14 protein-coding genes and 1 pseudogene are annotated in these 16,457 nt (G+C 71.0%); 5 read left to right on the plus strand and 10 right to left on the minus strand.

Going from position 1 to position 16,457, the window contains the following annotated elements; all coding sequences use genetic code 11:
* The first annotated feature begins 173 nt into the window (after positions 1-173).
* Together ABLE93_RS02500 and ABLE93_RS02505 are read left to right on the plus strand one after the other, a co-directional pair.
* Positions 174-719, plus strand: a complete 546-nt coding sequence (locus tag ABLE93_RS02500; RefSeq protein WP_348837703.1) for a superoxide dismutase family protein — start codon at positions 174-176, stop codon at positions 717-719.
* A 146-nt stretch (positions 720-865) separates the two neighbouring features.
* Complete coding sequence (locus ABLE93_RS02505) at positions 866-2,080, plus strand: ABC transporter substrate-binding protein (RefSeq protein ID WP_348837705.1); 1,215 nt, start codon at positions 866-868, stop codon at positions 2,078-2,080.
* Positions 2,081-2,094: 14 nt separating this feature from the next.
* Here the strand turns inward: ABLE93_RS02505 and ABLE93_RS02510 are convergent, their stop codons facing one another.
* Together ABLE93_RS02510 and ABLE93_RS02515 are read right to left on the minus strand one after the other, a co-directional pair.
* Complete coding sequence (locus ABLE93_RS02510) at positions 2,095-2,814, minus strand: anti-sigma factor (RefSeq protein ID WP_348837706.1); 720 nt, start codon at positions 2,812-2,814, stop codon at positions 2,095-2,097.
* Positions 2,811-3,389: a sigma-70 family RNA polymerase sigma factor gene (locus ABLE93_RS02515; RefSeq protein ID WP_348837707.1), complete on the minus strand. Its 579-nt coding sequence runs from the start codon at positions 3,387-3,389 to the stop codon at positions 2,811-2,813. Before ABLE93_RS02515 ends, ABLE93_RS02510 begins: the two co-directional genes overlap by 4 nt.
* 159 nt (positions 3,390-3,548) lie before the next feature.
* Between ABLE93_RS02515 and ABLE93_RS02520 the strand changes: the two genes are divergently transcribed.
* Complete coding sequence (locus tag ABLE93_RS02520; protein WP_348837709.1) at positions 3,549-4,343, plus strand: DUF4394 domain-containing protein; 795 nt, start codon at positions 3,549-3,551, stop codon at positions 4,341-4,343.
* 45 nt (positions 4,344-4,388) lie between these two features.
* On the opposite strand, the gene ABLE93_RS02525 is transcribed toward ABLE93_RS02520, so the two are convergent.
* The 7 genes and pseudogenes from ABLE93_RS02525 to ABLE93_RS02555 all read right to left on the minus strand — a co-directional run.
* On the minus strand, positions 4,389-4,703 hold the full coding sequence (locus tag ABLE93_RS02525) for an EamA family transporter (RefSeq protein ID WP_348837710.1): 315 nt from the start codon (positions 4,701-4,703) through the stop codon (positions 4,389-4,391).
* The gene (locus ABLE93_RS02530; RefSeq protein ID WP_348837711.1) at positions 4,664-5,299 is read right to left on the minus strand and encodes a DMT family transporter; all 636 of its coding nucleotides are present in this window, start codon (positions 5,297-5,299) and stop codon (positions 4,664-4,666) included. The genes ABLE93_RS02525 and ABLE93_RS02530 overlap by 40 nt, the downstream gene beginning before the upstream one ends.
* A 124-nt stretch (positions 5,300-5,423) precedes the next feature.
* Positions 5,424-7,079 carry a PEP/pyruvate-binding domain-containing protein gene (locus ABLE93_RS02535; protein ID WP_348837712.1) on the minus strand — a complete coding sequence of 552 codons (1,656 nt, stop codon included), beginning with the start codon at positions 7,077-7,079 and terminating at the stop codon, positions 5,424-5,426.
* A complete protein-coding gene (locus ABLE93_RS02540) occupies positions 7,079-9,034 on the minus strand; it encodes a hypothetical protein (protein ID WP_348837713.1) in 1,956 nt (651 codons plus the stop codon). The genes ABLE93_RS02535 and ABLE93_RS02540 overlap by 1 nt, the downstream gene beginning before the upstream one ends.
* Positions 9,035-9,206: 172 nt before the next feature.
* A complete protein-coding gene (locus ABLE93_RS02545) occupies positions 9,207-12,044 on the minus strand; it encodes a cation-translocating P-type ATPase (protein WP_348837714.1) in 2,838 nt (945 codons plus the stop codon).
* Between the two features lie 81 nt (positions 12,045-12,125).
* On the minus strand, positions 12,126-12,554 hold the full coding sequence (locus ABLE93_RS02550) for a glutathione S-transferase family protein (RefSeq protein WP_348837715.1): 429 nt from the start codon (positions 12,552-12,554) through the stop codon (positions 12,126-12,128).
* Between the two features lie 36 nt (positions 12,555-12,590).
* A pseudogene (locus ABLE93_RS02555) lies at positions 12,591-12,722 on the minus strand (glutathione S-transferase N-terminal domain-containing protein); the annotation flags it as partial.
* A gap of 177 nt (positions 12,723-12,899) precedes the next feature.
* Here ABLE93_RS02555 and ABLE93_RS02560 point away from each other — a divergent pair.
* Both ABLE93_RS02560 and ABLE93_RS02565 read left to right on the plus strand, forming a co-directional pair.
* Positions 12,900-13,754, plus strand: coding sequence for an endonuclease/exonuclease/phosphatase family protein (locus ABLE93_RS02560; protein WP_510182970.1), 855 nt, complete (start codon positions 12,900-12,902; stop codon positions 13,752-13,754).
* Positions 13,751-14,752: a lysylphosphatidylglycerol synthase domain-containing protein gene (locus ABLE93_RS02565; protein WP_348837717.1), complete on the plus strand. Its 1,002-nt coding sequence runs from the start codon at positions 13,751-13,753 to the stop codon at positions 14,750-14,752. Before ABLE93_RS02560 ends, ABLE93_RS02565 begins: the two co-directional genes overlap by 4 nt.
* Here ABLE93_RS02565 and ABLE93_RS02570 read toward each other — a convergent pair.
* Positions 14,743-16,113 carry a phospholipase D-like domain-containing protein gene (locus ABLE93_RS02570; RefSeq protein WP_348837718.1) on the minus strand — a complete coding sequence of 457 codons (1,371 nt, stop codon included), beginning with the start codon at positions 16,111-16,113 and terminating at the stop codon, positions 14,743-14,745. The two genes, ABLE93_RS02565 and ABLE93_RS02570, sit on opposite strands and share 10 nt — an antisense overlap.
* Between the last annotated feature and the right edge of the window lie 344 nt (positions 16,114-16,457).

A 16,457-nucleotide genomic window follows, 5' to 3' on the forward strand; every position in this document is an offset into this window, starting at 1 on the left:
GACGGCTGCGCAGGGGATGCAAAGCTCCTGTGACAACCTTTGCGCGCCGTGCGGGGCTGCGGCACCCGTCTGCCCGGCATCGGCTCGGCGGCCGGTCGAGAACCGCGAACGGATGATGTAGGCTCCCCCGCGCGGGCATCCCCGACAGCCCCGCCATAAGAAGGAAGACGCCCATGGCCGCTTGGAAATGGTTCGCTGCCGCTTCGACCCTGCTTCTCGCCGCGCCCGCGGCCTTCGCCCAGGCCCCTGCTCCCGCCGCTGCCGCGCCCAAGGTGGTGAAGGCGGACCTCATCGGCAACGACGGCAAGACCATCGGCTCCGCCACCGCCACCGGCACCGAGCGCGTCACCATCGTGCGCATCATGCTCCAGCCCGGCGCGTTGACCCCCGGCTGGCACGGCATCCACTTCCACACCGTGCCGGACTGCTCCGACACCGAGAAGTTCCTGCTCTCCAAGGGTCACGTGAACCACCACGACAAGGCCCACGGCCTGCTCAACCCCAACGGGCCGGACCAGGGCGACCTGCCCAACATCTTCGCCGTCGCCGACGGCTCGGTCACCGCCGAGGTGTCGAGCCCCACCGGCCTCACCGGCAAGGACGGCCTGTTCGATGCGGACGGCTTCGCGCTGGTGATCCACGCCAGCCCCGACGACTTCGTCACTCAGCCCATCGGCGGCGCCGGCGCGCGCGTTGCCTGCGCGCCGTTCAAGTCCTGACACGGACCCGGAGCGGCCGCTCGCCCGGCCGCTCCTTCCACAGTGAGGTTTTGTCATACAAAGGAATAAACGTCGGAAACTGGCTATTATATTGAATCTCTCGATTTAATTGTGTTACTCCGCAACCAGATCCGCGGAGACCCTTCATGCGCCTCGCCTTTGCCCTCGTTCCCGCCATTCTCGCAGCCCTTGCCGGCACCCTTCCCTCCGCCGCTGCCGATCCCAAGCCGCTGCGCATCGGCGTGCTCAACGACCAGTCCGGCATCTATGCCGACATGGCCGGCCCCGGCTCCGTCATCGCCGCCCGGATGGCGGTGGAGGACTTCGGCGGCAGCGTCCTTGGCCGGCCCATCGAGATCATCGCCGGCGATCACCAGAACAAGCCGGATGTCGGAGCCGCCATCGTCACCCGCTGGATCGACGAGGACGCCGTCGACGTGATCGCCGACATTCCCACCTCGTCCGTCCTGCTGGCGGTGCAGGAGATCGGGCGCACCAAGAACCGGCTGGTGCTCGCCTCCACCGGCGGCTCGTCCGACTTCACCGGCAAGGCCTGCGCCGCCACCGGCATCCACTGGACCTACGACACCTATGCGTTGGCTGCCGGGACCGGAGCCTCTCTCGCCAAGGACGGGCCGTGGTTCTTCATCACCGCCGACTACGCCTTCGGCACCGCGCTGGAGCGCGACACCGCCAAGGCAGTGGAGAAGAACGGCGGCAAGGTGGTGGGCTCGGTGCGCCATCCCCAGGGCACCACCGATTTCTCGTCCTTCCTGCTCCAGGCCCAGGGCTCCGGCGCCCGGCTCATCGCCTTCGCCAACTCGGGCGCGGACCAGGTGAACGCCATCAAGCAGGCCAATGAATTCGGCATTCCGCAATCGGGCATCAAGCTTGCCGGGCTCTATCTGCACATCACCGACATCCACGCCATCGGCCTTGCGACCGCGCAGGGGCTCATCCTCACCCAGGGTTTCTACTGGGACCTCAATGACGAGACCCGCGCCTGGTCGAAGCGCTTCTACGAGCGGCACAAGGCCATGCCGACCATGGGTCAGGGCGGCACCTATTCCGCCATCCTGCATTATCTGAAGGCGGTGAAGGCGAGCGGCACCACCGACACGGCGGCTGTGACGGCGCAAATGAAGGCGACGCCGGTCGACGATTTCTTCGCCCATGGCGGCCGCATCCGCGAGGACGGCCGCATGGTCCACGACCTCTATTTGCTGCAGGTGAAGACCCCGGCGGAGCAGAGGTATCCGTGGGACTATCTCAAGCTGATCCGCACCATTCCCGGCGACGAGGCCTTTCGCCCCCTGGCCGAGGGCGGATGCCCGCTGGTCGGCCAGCAGGCCGGCCGCTGAGCGCAGCCCCGCCGCTACAAGGCGCGGCTCGTGGTGCCCTTCATGAGGATCGGGCCGGTGGGCCGCCCGGTGGGCGAGCCGCCCGCCGGCTCCAGCGTGACCTCGAACAATTGGTCGGGCACCGGCGCCGGCAGGTCCTTCAGGACGAGGTCGAGGCTTTTCATGGCATCGATGAGACCCACCGAGACCGGCCCACGCGCCCGGTCCCACAGGGTCCACACCTGAAGCGACTTGCCTTCCGGCGCCGCGAACGCGGCCAGCGGCACCAGCTCGGCGCGGCCGTCGCGGAAGGTGTTCACCACGGCCTGCGGACGGTTCTGGTCGGACAGCAGCACCGCCACCAGCACCGGTGCGCGGGCGCTTTCGCGCATCTGGAAGCCGAGGCCGAGGGCGAGCACGAGGGACGCCGCCAGGGCGCTCAACCCCACGCCGCGCCACACCGGAAGGCTGTCCCACAGCGCCGCCAGCGGCCGGCGGGGGGCGGGGCGCGGCCGGCGGGCCATGGCCGGTCGGGCCATGGGGCGCGTGCCGGCGGCGATGCGCTCCCACAACGCGTCGGGCGGCGGCTCGGGCGATGCCGCAAGGTCGATCTCGGCGAAGCGCGACCGCCATGCGCCGACGGCGACGGCAAAGGCTGCATCGGTCTCCTCCAGCCGGGCGCAGCGCAGCGCCTCGGCCGGATCGAGGAGGCCCAGCACATATTCGCCGGCGAGCGCGTCCGTGTCCTCGCTCATGCCAGGCACTCCCGCAGCGAGAGGAGGCTGCGGCGGATCCAGGACTTTGCGGTGCCGAGGGGAATGCCGAGCCGTCCGGCGAGCTCGCCATGGGTCAGACCGCGGCTGTAGGCGAGGACGATGGCGGCCCGCCGCTGCGGCTCCAGCCGCTCCAGGCAGCGCCGGAGGGCGCCGCCCTCCGACAGGGAGAGGACCACCGCCTCGGCATCCGGCGCGTCGTCGGCGAGGGCAAGGGGCTCGAAATCGTCCACCAGATCGGTGCGGCCCTCGGCGCGCAGCACGTTGAGCGCGCGGTGGCGCAGGATGGCGAACACCCAGGTCACCGCGCTGCCCCGCGCCGGATCGAAGCTCGACGCCTTCTCCCAGATGCTGACGAAGGCGTCGTGGACCACCTCTTCCGCGAGATCGCGCCGCCGCAAAAGACGCAAGGCGACGCCGATCATCTGGGGCGCGAGACGGTCGTAGATCTCCCGCAGGCTCGCCGCGTCGCCCCGCGCGCAGCCGCCCAGCGCATGGGCGATGGCCTCGGGGTCGGCCCGGCCTCTGCCCTGCGCTCCGCCCGAGATGACCTGCACGCGCCCGGCTCCTGTTCCACGCCCTTCCTGATTACGCCGCAGGATGGCCGGCGGATGCGCGGCGCGAAAAAAATCGCCGTCCGCTGCATCCGCCACGGCAGGCCGCGTGTAGCCGCTCTGTCCGGGCCGAGATCCTTGGCCCATGGAGGAGGAATTCAAATGAACAGCCCGATCGTGATCGCCGCCGCCACCGCCGCCGTCCTCGCCGGCCTCGGGTCCGCCGGCACCGCCAAGGCCCAGAGCGTGGTGGCGCTGATGGATGGCAACCAGATCGCCGTGATCGACGCCAAGACCTGGAAGGCCACCGCCCCGCTGAAGGTGTCGGGCGTCGCCGGAACCCTCGTCGGCATCGACGTGCGCCCCGCGGACGGCAAGCTCTACGGCCTGTTCGAGGACGGCACTGTGGCCATCCTCGATCCGGTGAGCGGCAATGCCACCGCGAAGGCGAAGCTCGAGACCATGCTGCCCGCCGGCGCCATGGCCACCGTGGACTTCAACCCCGTGGCCGACCGCCTGCGGGTCATCGGCAGCGACGGCACGAACCTGCGCGTGAACGTGGACGACGGCAAGGTGACGAAGGACGGCACGCTGAAGTTCGCCGACGCCGACAAGAACGCCGGCAAGGCCCCCATGATCGTGGCCGGCGCCTACACCAATTCCGTGAAGGGCTCCAAGGAGACCGCGCTTTACGACATCGACGGCAAGCTCGGCGTGCTGGTGAAGCAGGCGCCGCCCAATGACGGCCTGCTCAACACCGTCGGCGCCACCGGTGCCGAGGGCAAGGGCTACGCCTTCGACATCGTGACCATGGACGAGGGGGCGAACGAAGGCTGGCTGATGGTGGGGCCGATGCTCTACCGCGTCGATCTCGCATCCGGCAAGGCCACCGGCGTGGGCAAGGTGGCGGGCGTGAGCCGCGAGGTGAAGGACATCGCGGTCGTCCCCGCCAAATGATCGAGGCCGCCCAATAAGGACGGCGGCGCGAGCCGCGTGAATGCGCTAGCGGCGGGCGGGAAGAGGCCCGCCGCTGGCGAGATAGACCCCGATGGTGGCCGAGATGATGCCGAGCCAGTCGAGCCCGCTCGGCCATTCGCCCAGGATGGGGATGGCCAGCAGGGCGGCCATCACCGGCACGAAGGCGCCGAAGGCGGCGCCGGCCGAGGCGCCCAGCAGGGTGATCGCCTTGGCGAACAGATACAGCGAGACAGCCGTGGCAAGCACGCCCTGATAGAAGGCCTGGAAGAGGATGCTGCTCAGCGGCGCATCCATCGGCTTCAGGCCATGGATGGCCAGATAGAACGGCGCGAACAGCACCGCCGATCCCACCGAGACGATGGCCACCGCATGCAGCGCGCCGAGCGGCTCTGCTTCAGCACAACGGCGTAGCAGGCCCAGATGAAGGCGGCGGACAGGCACAGGAGATGGCCGGTCGAGATGCCGGACACGGCGGCCGACACGCCGGCGATAAGCACGACGCCGACGGAGATCAGCGCATAGCCGATCTTGCGCACGCGGGCGAAGCGCTCCGCCAGGAGCAAAGCGGAGATGAGGGCGACGAACAGCGGCATCACGCCGGGGATGAGGACGCCCGCCTCTGCCGCCGGCGTGGTCCGCAGCCCCATGTTCGCCACCACCGCATAAGGCGCCCCGGCCCCGCAGATGAGGACCAGGAGCCGCCAGGCCGCGACGCGGTCGAGGCCGAGCCCCTCGCGCAGCAGCACCGGCAGCAGCACGAGGCCGGCCGTGCCGAAGCGCAGCATGGTCATGTCATAGACGCTGAGGGAGGTGGTGACGCCGAGGCGCGTGACCGACATCCAGCCCGCCCAGATCGTCACGCTCGCCAGCCCGAACAATGCGCCGGCGACATAGCGCGTCGTGGAGCCGGACGCGCCGTCTACTCGTCCATCCATGCCGAATCCCTAAGGGTGCCCTCTGGACGGTAGCCCGAACCGGAGCCGGTGAGAAATGAGACTTGCCCGCCCCACCCATGAGCTGCGCTGATGAACCGTGCCCGACGGCGGGCCCGCGCCGGCCTCAGCCGCCCTCGGCGGCCACTGCCTGCCAGCCCGCCACCACGGCCAGCTCGGCCTCGGGCCGCGCCGAGATCACCTCGCGCCGGCCGAGGAAGACGAGGCCCGCCTCACCGTCCAGGGAGAGCCAGTCGCCCTCCCCCACCTCCGCACCGCCAAGGCGGGCGCGGGGCTGCGCCGGATCGATGGCAAGGGCGCCGCAGCCGACCACGCAGGCGCGGCCGAGCTGGCGCGCCACCACCGCGGCGTGGGCGGTGCGCCCGCCGACGCTGGTGAGGATGCCGGCGGCCAATGCCAGGCCGGCGATATCGTCGGTGGCCACGTCAGGACGCAGGAGGATGACGGGATCCCCCGCCTCGGCGAGGCGGCGCGCCGCGTCCACGTCGAATGCCGCCCGCCCGCTCACCGTGCCCGGCGAGGCTGGAACGCCCGCCGCCACCGGCTCGGCCGCGCCGGCGAAGCGCGAGGTGACGAGCGCGTCGAGGTCCACCCCGTTCAGCAGGGCGAGGCCCTCCCCCGGGCTGCGCAGCCCCTCGGCCACGAGGTCCACGGCGATGCGCAGGGCTGCGCGCGGGGTGCGCTTGGCGGCGCGCGTCTGCAGGAAGAAGAGCCGGCCCTCCTCGAAGGTGAATTCCACGTCCTGCACATCGCGATAGTGGCGCTCCAGCGCAGCGACGCCGGCCTTGAGCTCGTCCGCGAGGCCCGGCTGCGCGGCCGCCAGCCGCTTCAGCCCCACCGGCTGGCGGCGGCCGGAGACCACGTCCTCGCCCTGCGCCTCGAACAGCAGGTCGGCATAAAGACCCGGGGCGCCGGTGGCCGGATTGCGCGAGAAGGCGACGCCCGAGCCGGAGCGGGCGCCGGCATTGCCGAACACCATGGCCTGCACCGTCACCGCCGTGCCCGCGAGGTGCTCCAGATGGTTGATGCGGCGATAGTCCTGCGCCTTGGGCGCGGCCCAGGACCGGAACACCGCCTCCACCGCCTCGGCAAGCTGCGTCGCGGGCTCGGCCGGAACGATGCAGCCGAAGCTGTCGCGGGCGAGGTCGAGATAGGTTTGCGCGAGGCGCTCCAGCGCTTCCGGGTCGAGACCGCGGTCAGAGCCCGCCTGCTCGGCGGCCACCAGATCGCGCAGGGCCGCCTCGAACGGTGCCCGCGGCAGGCCGGCCACCACCTCGCAATAGGCCTCGATGAAGCGGCGCCGGCAGTCCATGGCGAGGCGCGGATTGCCGGTGAGCCGCATGAGGCCGCGGACGGTTTCCGCCGTGCTGCCCACGTCCAGCACCGTCTCCAGCATGCCCGGCATGGATTGCGCGGCTCCGGAGCGCACCGACACCAGCAGCGGGCGGCGGCGGTCGCCGAAGCCGCGTCCGGTGACGCGCTCCAGATACTGGATGCCCTCCTCCAGCAGGCGCTCCACCCGCTTGGGCGCGCGCTCCCCGCCACAAAAGGCGGTGGAGAGCGCGAAGGCCGGGGGCACGTTCAGCCCCAGGGCCTGCATGCGCCAGAGCTGGGCCGCCTTGGAGCCGAAATCCGCAGGATCGAGCGGCGCGGACGTGCCGCCCCGGCCGATGAAGGCGATGGGGCCCTGCGCGGCCGGCACAGCGAGGATGGGCGAGGCAAGGGCGGGCGAGGCAAGCGCCGTGTTCTGGGTCGCCGGCATCACTGCGTCACCTCCTCAAGGATGGATGCCCGCAGCGCAAGGGCCGCGCGGGCGAGGTCGTCGGTGCCGGTCTCCAGAGCGCGGGCGAGCTCAAGGGTGCCGACCAGCGCTTCCGCGCGCACCCCCGCATCCGGCGCTGCGGGGCTCAGGGCCGCCTCCTGCACGCGGCGGTGGGCGGCGTCGGCGCGGCGCTCGCCCTCGATCACCGCGTCGATGGCCTCCAGCGCGTCGGACATGTCCTCGCGCCGGCCGGCCGAGCCCTCGCAGGCAGCGGCCGTGGCGCGCACCATGTCCGAGCAGCAGGCGACCGCCACCTCGGCGAGATCGCGCAGCGCCCCCGCCGCCGGGGCGCTGGCCTCCAGCCGCGCGGCACTCAGCAGGAAAGCCGCCTCCTCGAAGGCGTCGGCCGCCTCCTCCGCCGCATCGGTCACGGGCAGGAAGCGACGGCCGCGGCCGAAGGGCCCGGTGGCGTGCTCGCGGGCCGCCACCACCTGCCGGTCCCCCTTCTCCTCCAGCCGCTTGGCGCGGTCGCGCAGAACGGTGCGGGCGACCTCGGGAAAGTCCGCGATGGTGTCGAGCGCTGCGGCCACCTCAGCCGCCAGCATGCGCACGATGCCGAGCTGGCGCAGCGCGACGGCGAGGATCTCCTCCTCGGCCGAGCCGAAGCTGCGCGCGAGCTCCGCCCGCACCTCGTCGCGGATGAGGCGCACCGAGCGATGGTTGGACAGCCCCGCGCTGGCGAGGCGCAACACCTCGCCGAGAAGCCGTGCCACCGCCGGCTGCCCCAACACCCGGTCGAGGCGGGCGCCGTAGGGCACCCGGCCCTCGGCGCTCCGGCGCACGGCGTCGAACACCAGCTCCGCGCCGCCCAGCTCCAGGAAGGCGCGATGCCCGCGCCGCGTGCGCGCCGCCTCGCCGAGGAGATGGATGGCGGTGGCCTTGTCCACGAAGGTCTGGAGCTGCTTGCGCGCCTTGTTCCAGTCGATGAGGAAGACGAGGTTGCCGCCGACGCCGGCGAGGAAGGCGTCAAGGCCGGCCTCGTCCCGGGCCGTGTAGCGCCCGGTGACGAGATGGAAGCGCCCGCCGTCCGCGAGCCCTGCGGCGCTGCGCTCGGCCAGGGGCGTCCACTCCGCATCGAAGGGGGTGAACAGGCCGACGAAGAACTTGGCGCGGGAACGGTGCACGTCGGTATAGGTGACGGTGGCAGTGAGCCCCGACACGGCGACGATGATGACATGGGCATCGGTGGTGCCGATGTCGTTCTGGATGATGAGGCGCGCGCCCGAGCGGCTCGCCGTGGTGTCGAGGCCGGGATGGCCGAAGGCGAGGCCGCGCGTGGCATCGAGGCCGGCCATGAAGGCGGCGATGCGCGGGCGGTCCTCCTCGCGGACGCCGAGGGTGCGGGCGCCGGCCACGCTCTCCACCGAGATGGAGGCGGCGAGCTGGTTCAGCGCCTTGTGCAGGTCCATGACGAGAAGGTGCGCGCTGTCGTCGCCGCCGCGCCGGGCGGAGGTGAGGCGCGCCAGCGCGGCGTCGGCGAGCACGTCCGCCGCGACCGATGAAAACGCGGTCCTGAGGGCGGCGAGGCGGGCGGCGAAAGCTTCGGCGTCCGGCCCCGTCGGCGGCGCGGCGGCGAGCGGCGCGATCATCAGGGCGATGTCGTCCAGCACCCCGTCCACCAGACGGCGCGCACCGGCGACGGCGGTTCCGCCCCCCTCCAGCGCCCGTGCCCCCTTCACCAGTGCATCAAGGCCATCCTCGCCGGCACCGGCAGCGCGGGCCTCGGCATCGAGGGATCGGAATGGGGCGAGCGGCGTCCGGGCACGGGCGGCCGCGTCCTGCAAAGCGGTCATGCGCAGCTTGGCGCGGTCGTTGGCCTGAAGCGCGGTCTCGATGAGGGCCGGAAGCAACAGGCCGCTCTCGCCAAGCTCCTCGACGATCTGGGTCTTGTGCATGCTGCCCCTCCTCGATCGCGGCACGCGGACCCGCCCTCAACTGTCCACCAGCGCGGTGGGGCGGGCCGCGCGGCGGCGCGGAAACGGGACGCCGGAGACGGTGGCGTACGACGCAATTCTGACAGGCAGACGACACCGCGCCCGCCGAAGCGTCGCAGCCGCCCGCGGCCTCTTACGCCCGCGGGCGGTCGGGGCGCGCCCGCCCCAGACGCCGCATCGCCAGCTTGGACAATTCCCGCAGCCACAGCACCGAGCTTGCGACGGCGGCGCACACCAGCCAGTCGAAGGGTCTGAGGGGCACGGTGGAGAAAGCCTCGCGCAGCAGGGGCACATAGATCACCAGCGCGTGCAGCCCGAGCGAGATGGCCACCGCGCCGAGCAGCCAGCGATTGGCGAAGGCGTTGCGGAAGGCGCTCTCCTCGTCGGACCGCGCGTTGAACACGTTGAACAGCTGGAACAGGACGAGGGTAGTGAAGGCCATGGTCTGGCCGTAGGCAAGCGAACCGCTGCCGGCGAGGCGCCCGCCCGGCAGGGAAAGGTCCAGCACCAAAAGCGTGCCCGCGGCCATGATCGCACCGACGAGGAAGATGCCTGCCCACATGCGGGCGGTGATGACCCCTTCGCCGCGGGGACGGGGTGGACGGGTCATCACGTCGGGGTCGGCGGGGTCGATGCCGAGGGCGAGGGCCGGCAGTCCGTCGGTGATGAGGTTGATCCACAGGATCTGAGTCGCCAGCAGCGGCAGGGCCAGGGCGCCCTCCGGGGCCATGGCGGCAAGTCCCAAGGCGTCGGCGAGAAGCAGGCCGAGGAACATGGTGGTGACCTCGCCGATGTTCGACGAGAGCAGATAGCGCAGGAACTTGCGGATGTTGGCGAAGATCGCCCGGCCCTCGGCGACGGCATGGACGATGGTGGCGAAATTGTCGTCCGCCAGCACCATGTCGGCCGCCTCCTTCGACACGTCGGTGCCGGTGATCCCCATGGCGATGCCGATGTCGGCGGCTTTGAGCGCCGGCGCGTCGTTCACCCCGTCGCCGGTCATGGCGACGGTCTCGCCGGTGCGCTGGAGCGCGCGCACGATCCTCAGCTTGTGCTCGGGATTGACGCGGGCGTAGACGCAGGCCGCGCGCACCGTCCGGTCGAGGTCGGCGTCGCTCATGGCGGCGAGCTCCGCCCCGCTCACTGCGCGGCGGTCCGCGCTGATGCCCAGCTCGGCGGCGATGATGGCGGCGGTGCGCGGATGGTCGCCGGTGATCATGATGGCGCGGATGCCGGCGCCGTGCGCCCGCTCCACCGCGGCCCGGGCCTCGGCGCGCGGCGGGTCGATCATGCCGATGAGGCCGATGAAGACGAGGTCGCGCTCGTGCTCCGCCGCGAAGGAGCCCGCGTCCGGCCCGCCGACGGGCAGGATGCGAAAGGCCACCGCGAGCGTTCTCAAGGCCTCCTCGGCGAGGGCATCGTTGCCGGCCAGGATCGCGGCCCGCCGGTCCGCGCAAAGCGCGACCTCGCCCTCCCCCACCAGCTCGTGGGTGCAGCGGGCAAGCAGCACGTCCGGCGCGCCCTTCGTCACCATCACCAGCCGGCCGGGGCGCGCCGCATCGCTGTGCAGCGTGCTCATGAGCTTGCGTTCGGACGAGAACGGCACCTCGCCGATGCGGGCGAAGCGGGCTTCCAGCGCGGCCCGCTCCAGCCCTGCCTTGCGGGCGGCGACGATCAGCGCGCCCTCGGTCGGGTCGCCCTGGACGCCCCAGTCCGCCCCGGCCTCGCTGACCACCGCATTGTTGGCGCGCTCGGCGGCGGTGAGCGCGCGCTCCAGCTCGGCGCGCAGGGCGCTCTGCGAGCCGCCGGCCAAAGGCGAAAGATCCACCGCCCCGTCCGGCCCATAGCCCGTACCGCCGAGATGGACGGCGCCGCTGGCGGTCACCACCCGGCGCACCGTCATCTCGTTGCGGGTGAGCGTTCCGGTCTTGTCGGAGGCGATGACGGTGGCGGAGCCCAGCGTCTCCACCGCCGACAGCCGGCGCACGATGGCGCGGTGGCGCGCCATGCGCTGCATGCCGAGGGAGAGCACGGCGGTCACCACCGCCGGCAGGCCCTCCGGCACCGCGGCCACCGCCAGCGCGACGCCCAGGATCAGCACGTCGAACGTCTGGGCGACACCATGCACGTCGCCGACCAGAAACAGCGTGCCGATCATCACCGCCGCGATCACCAGCACGGTGACGGCGAGCGCCCGCCCGACCCGCTCCAGCTCGCGCTGCAGCGGCGTCAGCTCGTCCGGCGCCTTCTCCATCAGGCCGGCGATGCGGCCCATCTCGGTGGCCATGCCGGTGGCCGTCACCACCGCGCGGCCGTGGCCGTAGACCACAACCGTTCCGCTGAACACCATGTTGCGGCGATCGCCCGGCTCGGCCGGGCCGTCGAGGGTCGCGACCGCCTTCGCCGCCGGCAGGCTTTCCCCGGTCAGCGCCGCCTCCACCGTCTGGAGGGCGGTGGCGTGGAGGAGCCGTGCGTCGGCCGGCACCGTGTCGCCCTCGGCGATGAGGATGATGTCGCCCGGCACCAGCTCCGCCGCGTCTATCGCGCGCGGAATGCCGTCCCGGATGACGCGGGCGCGGGCCGCCGTCATCTGCCGCAGGGCCGCCGCGGCGCGCTCGGCGCGGGCTTCCTGCAGATAGCCCATCAGCGCGTTGATCAAGACGATGGCGAAGATGGCGAGCGCCTCGTAGGGCGCGGGGGTGTCGCGCTCCCACAGCCAGACGGCGGCGGAAACCGCCGCCGCGGCCACCAGCAGAAGCACCAGCACATTGGCGAACTGGGCGAGGAACTTCAGCCATTCCGGCCGCGGCGGCACCACGTCCAGCGCGTTGCGGCCGGCGGCGGCCAGGCGCCGCTCCGCCTCCGGGGCGGCCAGGCCGGCCTCCGCGTCGCTGGCGAGGCGGGCAAGCAGCGCCTCAGGGGACTGGCGGTAGGCATCGGGCGTGGCAATGGGCGGCTGGGGCATGGACATGACGCAAGGATAGCCGCCCTTGCGGCCATGTCTTCTGATCCAGGACAAGCGCCGCGTGCAAATCCCGCGGCGTTCGGGCGGTCAGGTCCTGTAGCCCTCCTCCGCCAGCACCTGCCGCACCACCGGGCGGGCCCGCACCCGGCGATAGTGGGCCTCCACGCGGGGCGGCAGCTTGATGCCCGTGCGGTCGGCCCAGAACTCGTTGTAGAACAGCGCGGCGTCGGCGATGGTGAAGTCCGGCCCGGCGACATAGCCGGTCTCGGGCATCTTCTTCTCAAGCACCTCGAAGGCCTGGCTGACGATCTCGCGGCCGTGGGCGGTCACGTCGTCTTTCAGACGTCCGCCCTGTTGGCTCTCCTGCGCCACGTAGCGATCGGCGACGAAGACGCGGGTGAAACCCTCCCCGTGCAGCTGGATGAGGGCAAACTCCATGAGGTCGATGACCTTCTGCGCCTCGGCCGCGTCCGCCGGCAGCAGCTTGCCGCGGGGATAGGTTCTCGCGAGCCACAAAGCGATGGACTTGAAGTCCGTAAGTGCCTGTCCGTCATCGAGAACCAGCGATGGGATGGTGCCCCGCGGGTTGATCTTCAGATAGTCGGGCCGCAGGTGGTCGCCGGCCGGGATATTGATGATCCAGGCCTCGAACGGCAGCTCCAGCGTCTCGAGCAGGATGTGGATGCCGGTCGCACGAGCCCGGCGTCATGTAGAATTTCATCGCCATGCCGCGCCGCAAGCAAGAAGCGTGACATGCGCCGCCCTTCGCGCGGAGGTGCGGCGAGCGGCCCGCCGGCGATGGGGCGGTCCGGCACCGGTGTGGATCCGCTTGCGCTTGGATGGCGTTGACGGTCCATGGACATGGACCGAAAGACCGACGACGCACCGGACGACGCGCGCCCCATCGGACCCGCTCGCCTGCGCGTTCTCACCTACAACGTGCGGCGCTGCCTCGGCGTCGATGGCCGCTATGCCCCCGAGCGCATCGCCGCCCTCGTCGCCCGCACCGGGGCGGACGTGGTGGCGCTGCAGGAGCTGGACGTGAACCGGCTGCGCAGCGGCGGCGTCGATCAGGCCCTCGCCATCGCCGGCGCCCTGCGCATGGCCCATCATTTCCATCCGGCCATGCGGGTGGTGGAAGAGCTGTATGGCGACGCGATCCTGACCCACCTGCCCATGCGGCTGGTCAAGGCGGGCACCCTGCCCGGCCGCCACACCAAGTGGCAGGAGCCGCGCGGCGCGCTGTGGGTGGAGATCACTGTCGCCGGACGCCCCGTGCAGGTCATCAACACCCATCTCGGACTGATGCCCGGCGAGCGCATCGCCCAGGCCGCCGCGCTTCTCGGCCGCGAGTGGCTGGGCAACCCGGCGTGTGAGGGGCCGGCCATCCTGCTGGGCGATTTCAACGCCCGCCCCTCATCCGCCGCCTATCGCCTGCTGGCCCGCAGCCTTCAGGACGTCCAGCTGGCCGACGGCCGGCGGCCCCGGCCCACCTTCCCCGGCCGCTGGCCTACCCTGCGCATCGACCACGTCTTCGTGCGCGGCGGCGTCGACGTGGCGGACGTGCGCATCGTTACGGAAAAGGAGGCTCCGGTGGCCTCGGATCATCTGCCTTTGTGCGCCGACCTCCTCATCGCGCCGACCGTGGGGACCGCCGTGACCGACAGCGGAGCCGCACGCTCCGGGACGGTGCCGGCGCGCGAGGTGACGGTTTGACCGCGGCGGAAGCGGGACGGATCCCGCGTCGGCGGAGCCTTGGAGCACGAGCCAAGGCCGTTCTCTCATCCCGCGCCTTCCAGATCTGCGCCTTCGCAGCGGCGGTGGCCCTCGGCGGCTTCCTGCTCTACCGGGCGCTGCGGGACTACAGCCCCGCGGAGCTTCTTGCAGCGATCATGGCTGTGCCGGCGGGCGGCCTCGCCTTCGCGGCGCTGTTCGCCGCGGCGAGCTATCTTACGCTCACGCTGTTCGATTATCTGGCGTTGCGTTGCGCGGGCAAGCCGCTCAGATGGCGCCAGGCGGCCCTCGCCTCTTTCTCCAGCCTGTCGGTGGGCCATACCATCGGTTTTGCCGGGCTCAGTTCGGGCGCCATCCGTTACCGCTTTTATGCGCGCTGGGGCCTGAGTGCGGCGGAGGTCGCGCAGGTGGTGCTCTATTGCGGCCTCACCGTCGCGATGGGCCTGTGCACCCTCTGCGGCATCATGCTCCTGGTCGATCCGGCGACGGGCAGCCGGATGATAGGCCTGCCGCCGGGCGCCGTTCTGGCTCTGGCTGGCGCCGCGCTGGCCATTCCGGCGCTCTATCTCGCCCTCGCCGCCATACCCGAGCGCAATCTGCGCCGGCAGGTGTGGCGGCTGCGCCGTCCGCCATTGTGGATCGCGGCGGCGCAGGTCACGGTCGGAACGGTGAATTTCGCCTTTGTCGCCGCCTGCCTCCACCAGGTGCTTCGGCACCTTGGCGACACCGGCTATCCGGCGGTTGCAGCGGCCTATGTGGCCGCCAATGCCGCGACCCTCGTGTCGCATGTGCCGGGTGGGCTTGGCGTCGTGGAAACGGTGGTTCAGCACCTCATCCCCGGCGCGGCCCTCATCGGCCCACTGCTGGTGTTCCGCATCGTCTATTTCCTGACGCCACTCGCCCTCGGCCTGAGCGTGTTCGCCGTGAGCGAGGCGGTGTTCCGCCACGCCAAGGGAAGGACTGATCAGCCTCAGGTCTGATCCGGCCGCTTCGGCCAGAGGCCGTTCCACAGGCCCGCCCACGAGAATGGCTCCGTGGGATCGAGCAGCGACGAGCCGATGATGGGGTCGAGGGCGCCCGGCTTGGTCATGGCGCGGAACGGCTCCAGACGGCGCTCACCGACGTTGAGCTGCTCCACCGCGGCGATCAGCGATCCGGTCTCGGCCACGACCTCCGCCAGGCGCTCTGCCGGCACGCCGAGGTGCTCGCCGAGAAGGCGATCCCGCAGGCGGGTGATGGCCTCGCGGTCGTCTGCCCCCGCCGCCTCGATCACCACCTCAAGCTCGGTATCGAGACCCACGGAGCGGTTGTTGAGGTTGGAGGAGCCGATGCGCAGCAACTGGTCGTCGGCGATCATCAGCTTGGAATGCACCAGGATGGGGCAGCCGCCATCCGGCCCCGGCGCCATGGGGTGGTAGATTCGAAGCCGCCCATGGCGATCCGCCCGCCGCAGCCGGCGGATCATGCGATTGCGGTTGGCGCCCATGATGACCCGTTCCAGGAAGGAGTGGGTCACGTCGCTGACCACAGCGACGATTTCGGGCCCCTCTGGCGCCTTCAACCGCTCCGTGAGGATATGGCCGATGTGGTCGGCGGTAAGGTATTGCGCCTCAATATAGAGGCTGCGGCGGGCCGAGCGCAGGACGTCCTCGATGAGGCGCGGTGCCTCCTTGATGCGACGGCGCGCCGCCCAGGCCGGCAGCGAACGCGCCAGCCCCACCCGGACACCCGTGAAGTCGGCCGTGCGATGCGCCGGCCAGGGCTCCACGTCGCCCGGCGCCGCAGGCATCTCCTCGCCGGTGGCCGCCTTCCAGCGCTTGCTGGCGAGGGCGCAGACGGCGCCCGCGGCGGGGCCGTCCAGCATCAGCATCACGTCGTGCACCGGACCGTAGCTCTTGCCGTTCGGGCACACCCGGCGCGGATCATCCACGACATGTTCGGGCGTGTCCCAGCGATCCACCGTGATATCCATACCGCCGACGAACGCGAGGGCGCTGTCGATGCACACGATCTTCTGATGATGGGAGGCATAGATCGGGTGGGTGGTATCGAGGCGCAGTGAAATACGCGGATGATCCTGCCACGCCGAGCCGAATAGCAGTTCCTGGGGCGAGCTCGGCCCGTGCAGGACCGCGCTGCTCCATATCAGGATCCGCACTTCGAGTTCCGGGCGCGCCTCCACCAGACGGCGCAGCAGGGGACCGAGGTCCCAACCAGCGCCGCCCTGCGGGCGCAGGCGGACACCACCGTCGAAATCCCAGCCGACGATAACGATCGACCGGACCGCGCGGCGCAGCGCCGCCTCCAGTTCGGAGAAATATTCGCAGCCGTCGATGAGCATCGCGGCGCGTTTCGCGGGAAGGGCGCGAAAGCAATTGTGCCCTTCCACGAGGATGCTGCCCGCCTGGGCCGCAGAGCCGGCCTGGGGTCGCCGTTGGACCGCCGAGGCAGGCGCGATACCGCTAAAATGGGAGACCGTCACGCGTCGCCACTCCCGACATTTGAACTTTGTCGGTATCAATGCTGCGCCACCGGGTTCGTTCCTGCCCGGCTGGCGCTCGCAAACCCAATGGCAACGCTCACGATTGCGCGAAATTGCCTGTGCCGCAGGGCGATTAGCCGTTTCGTCCTTCCGTCATCGAGCCTATTCTTGGAACGATAACAGAGAGCGCGAAGGCGCAGATC

The sequence above is a fragment of the Xanthobacter pollutisoli genome, assembly GCF_040044995.1.
In the GTDB taxonomy this organism is placed as follows: Bacteria; Pseudomonadota; Alphaproteobacteria; order Rhizobiales; family Xanthobacteraceae; genus Xanthobacter.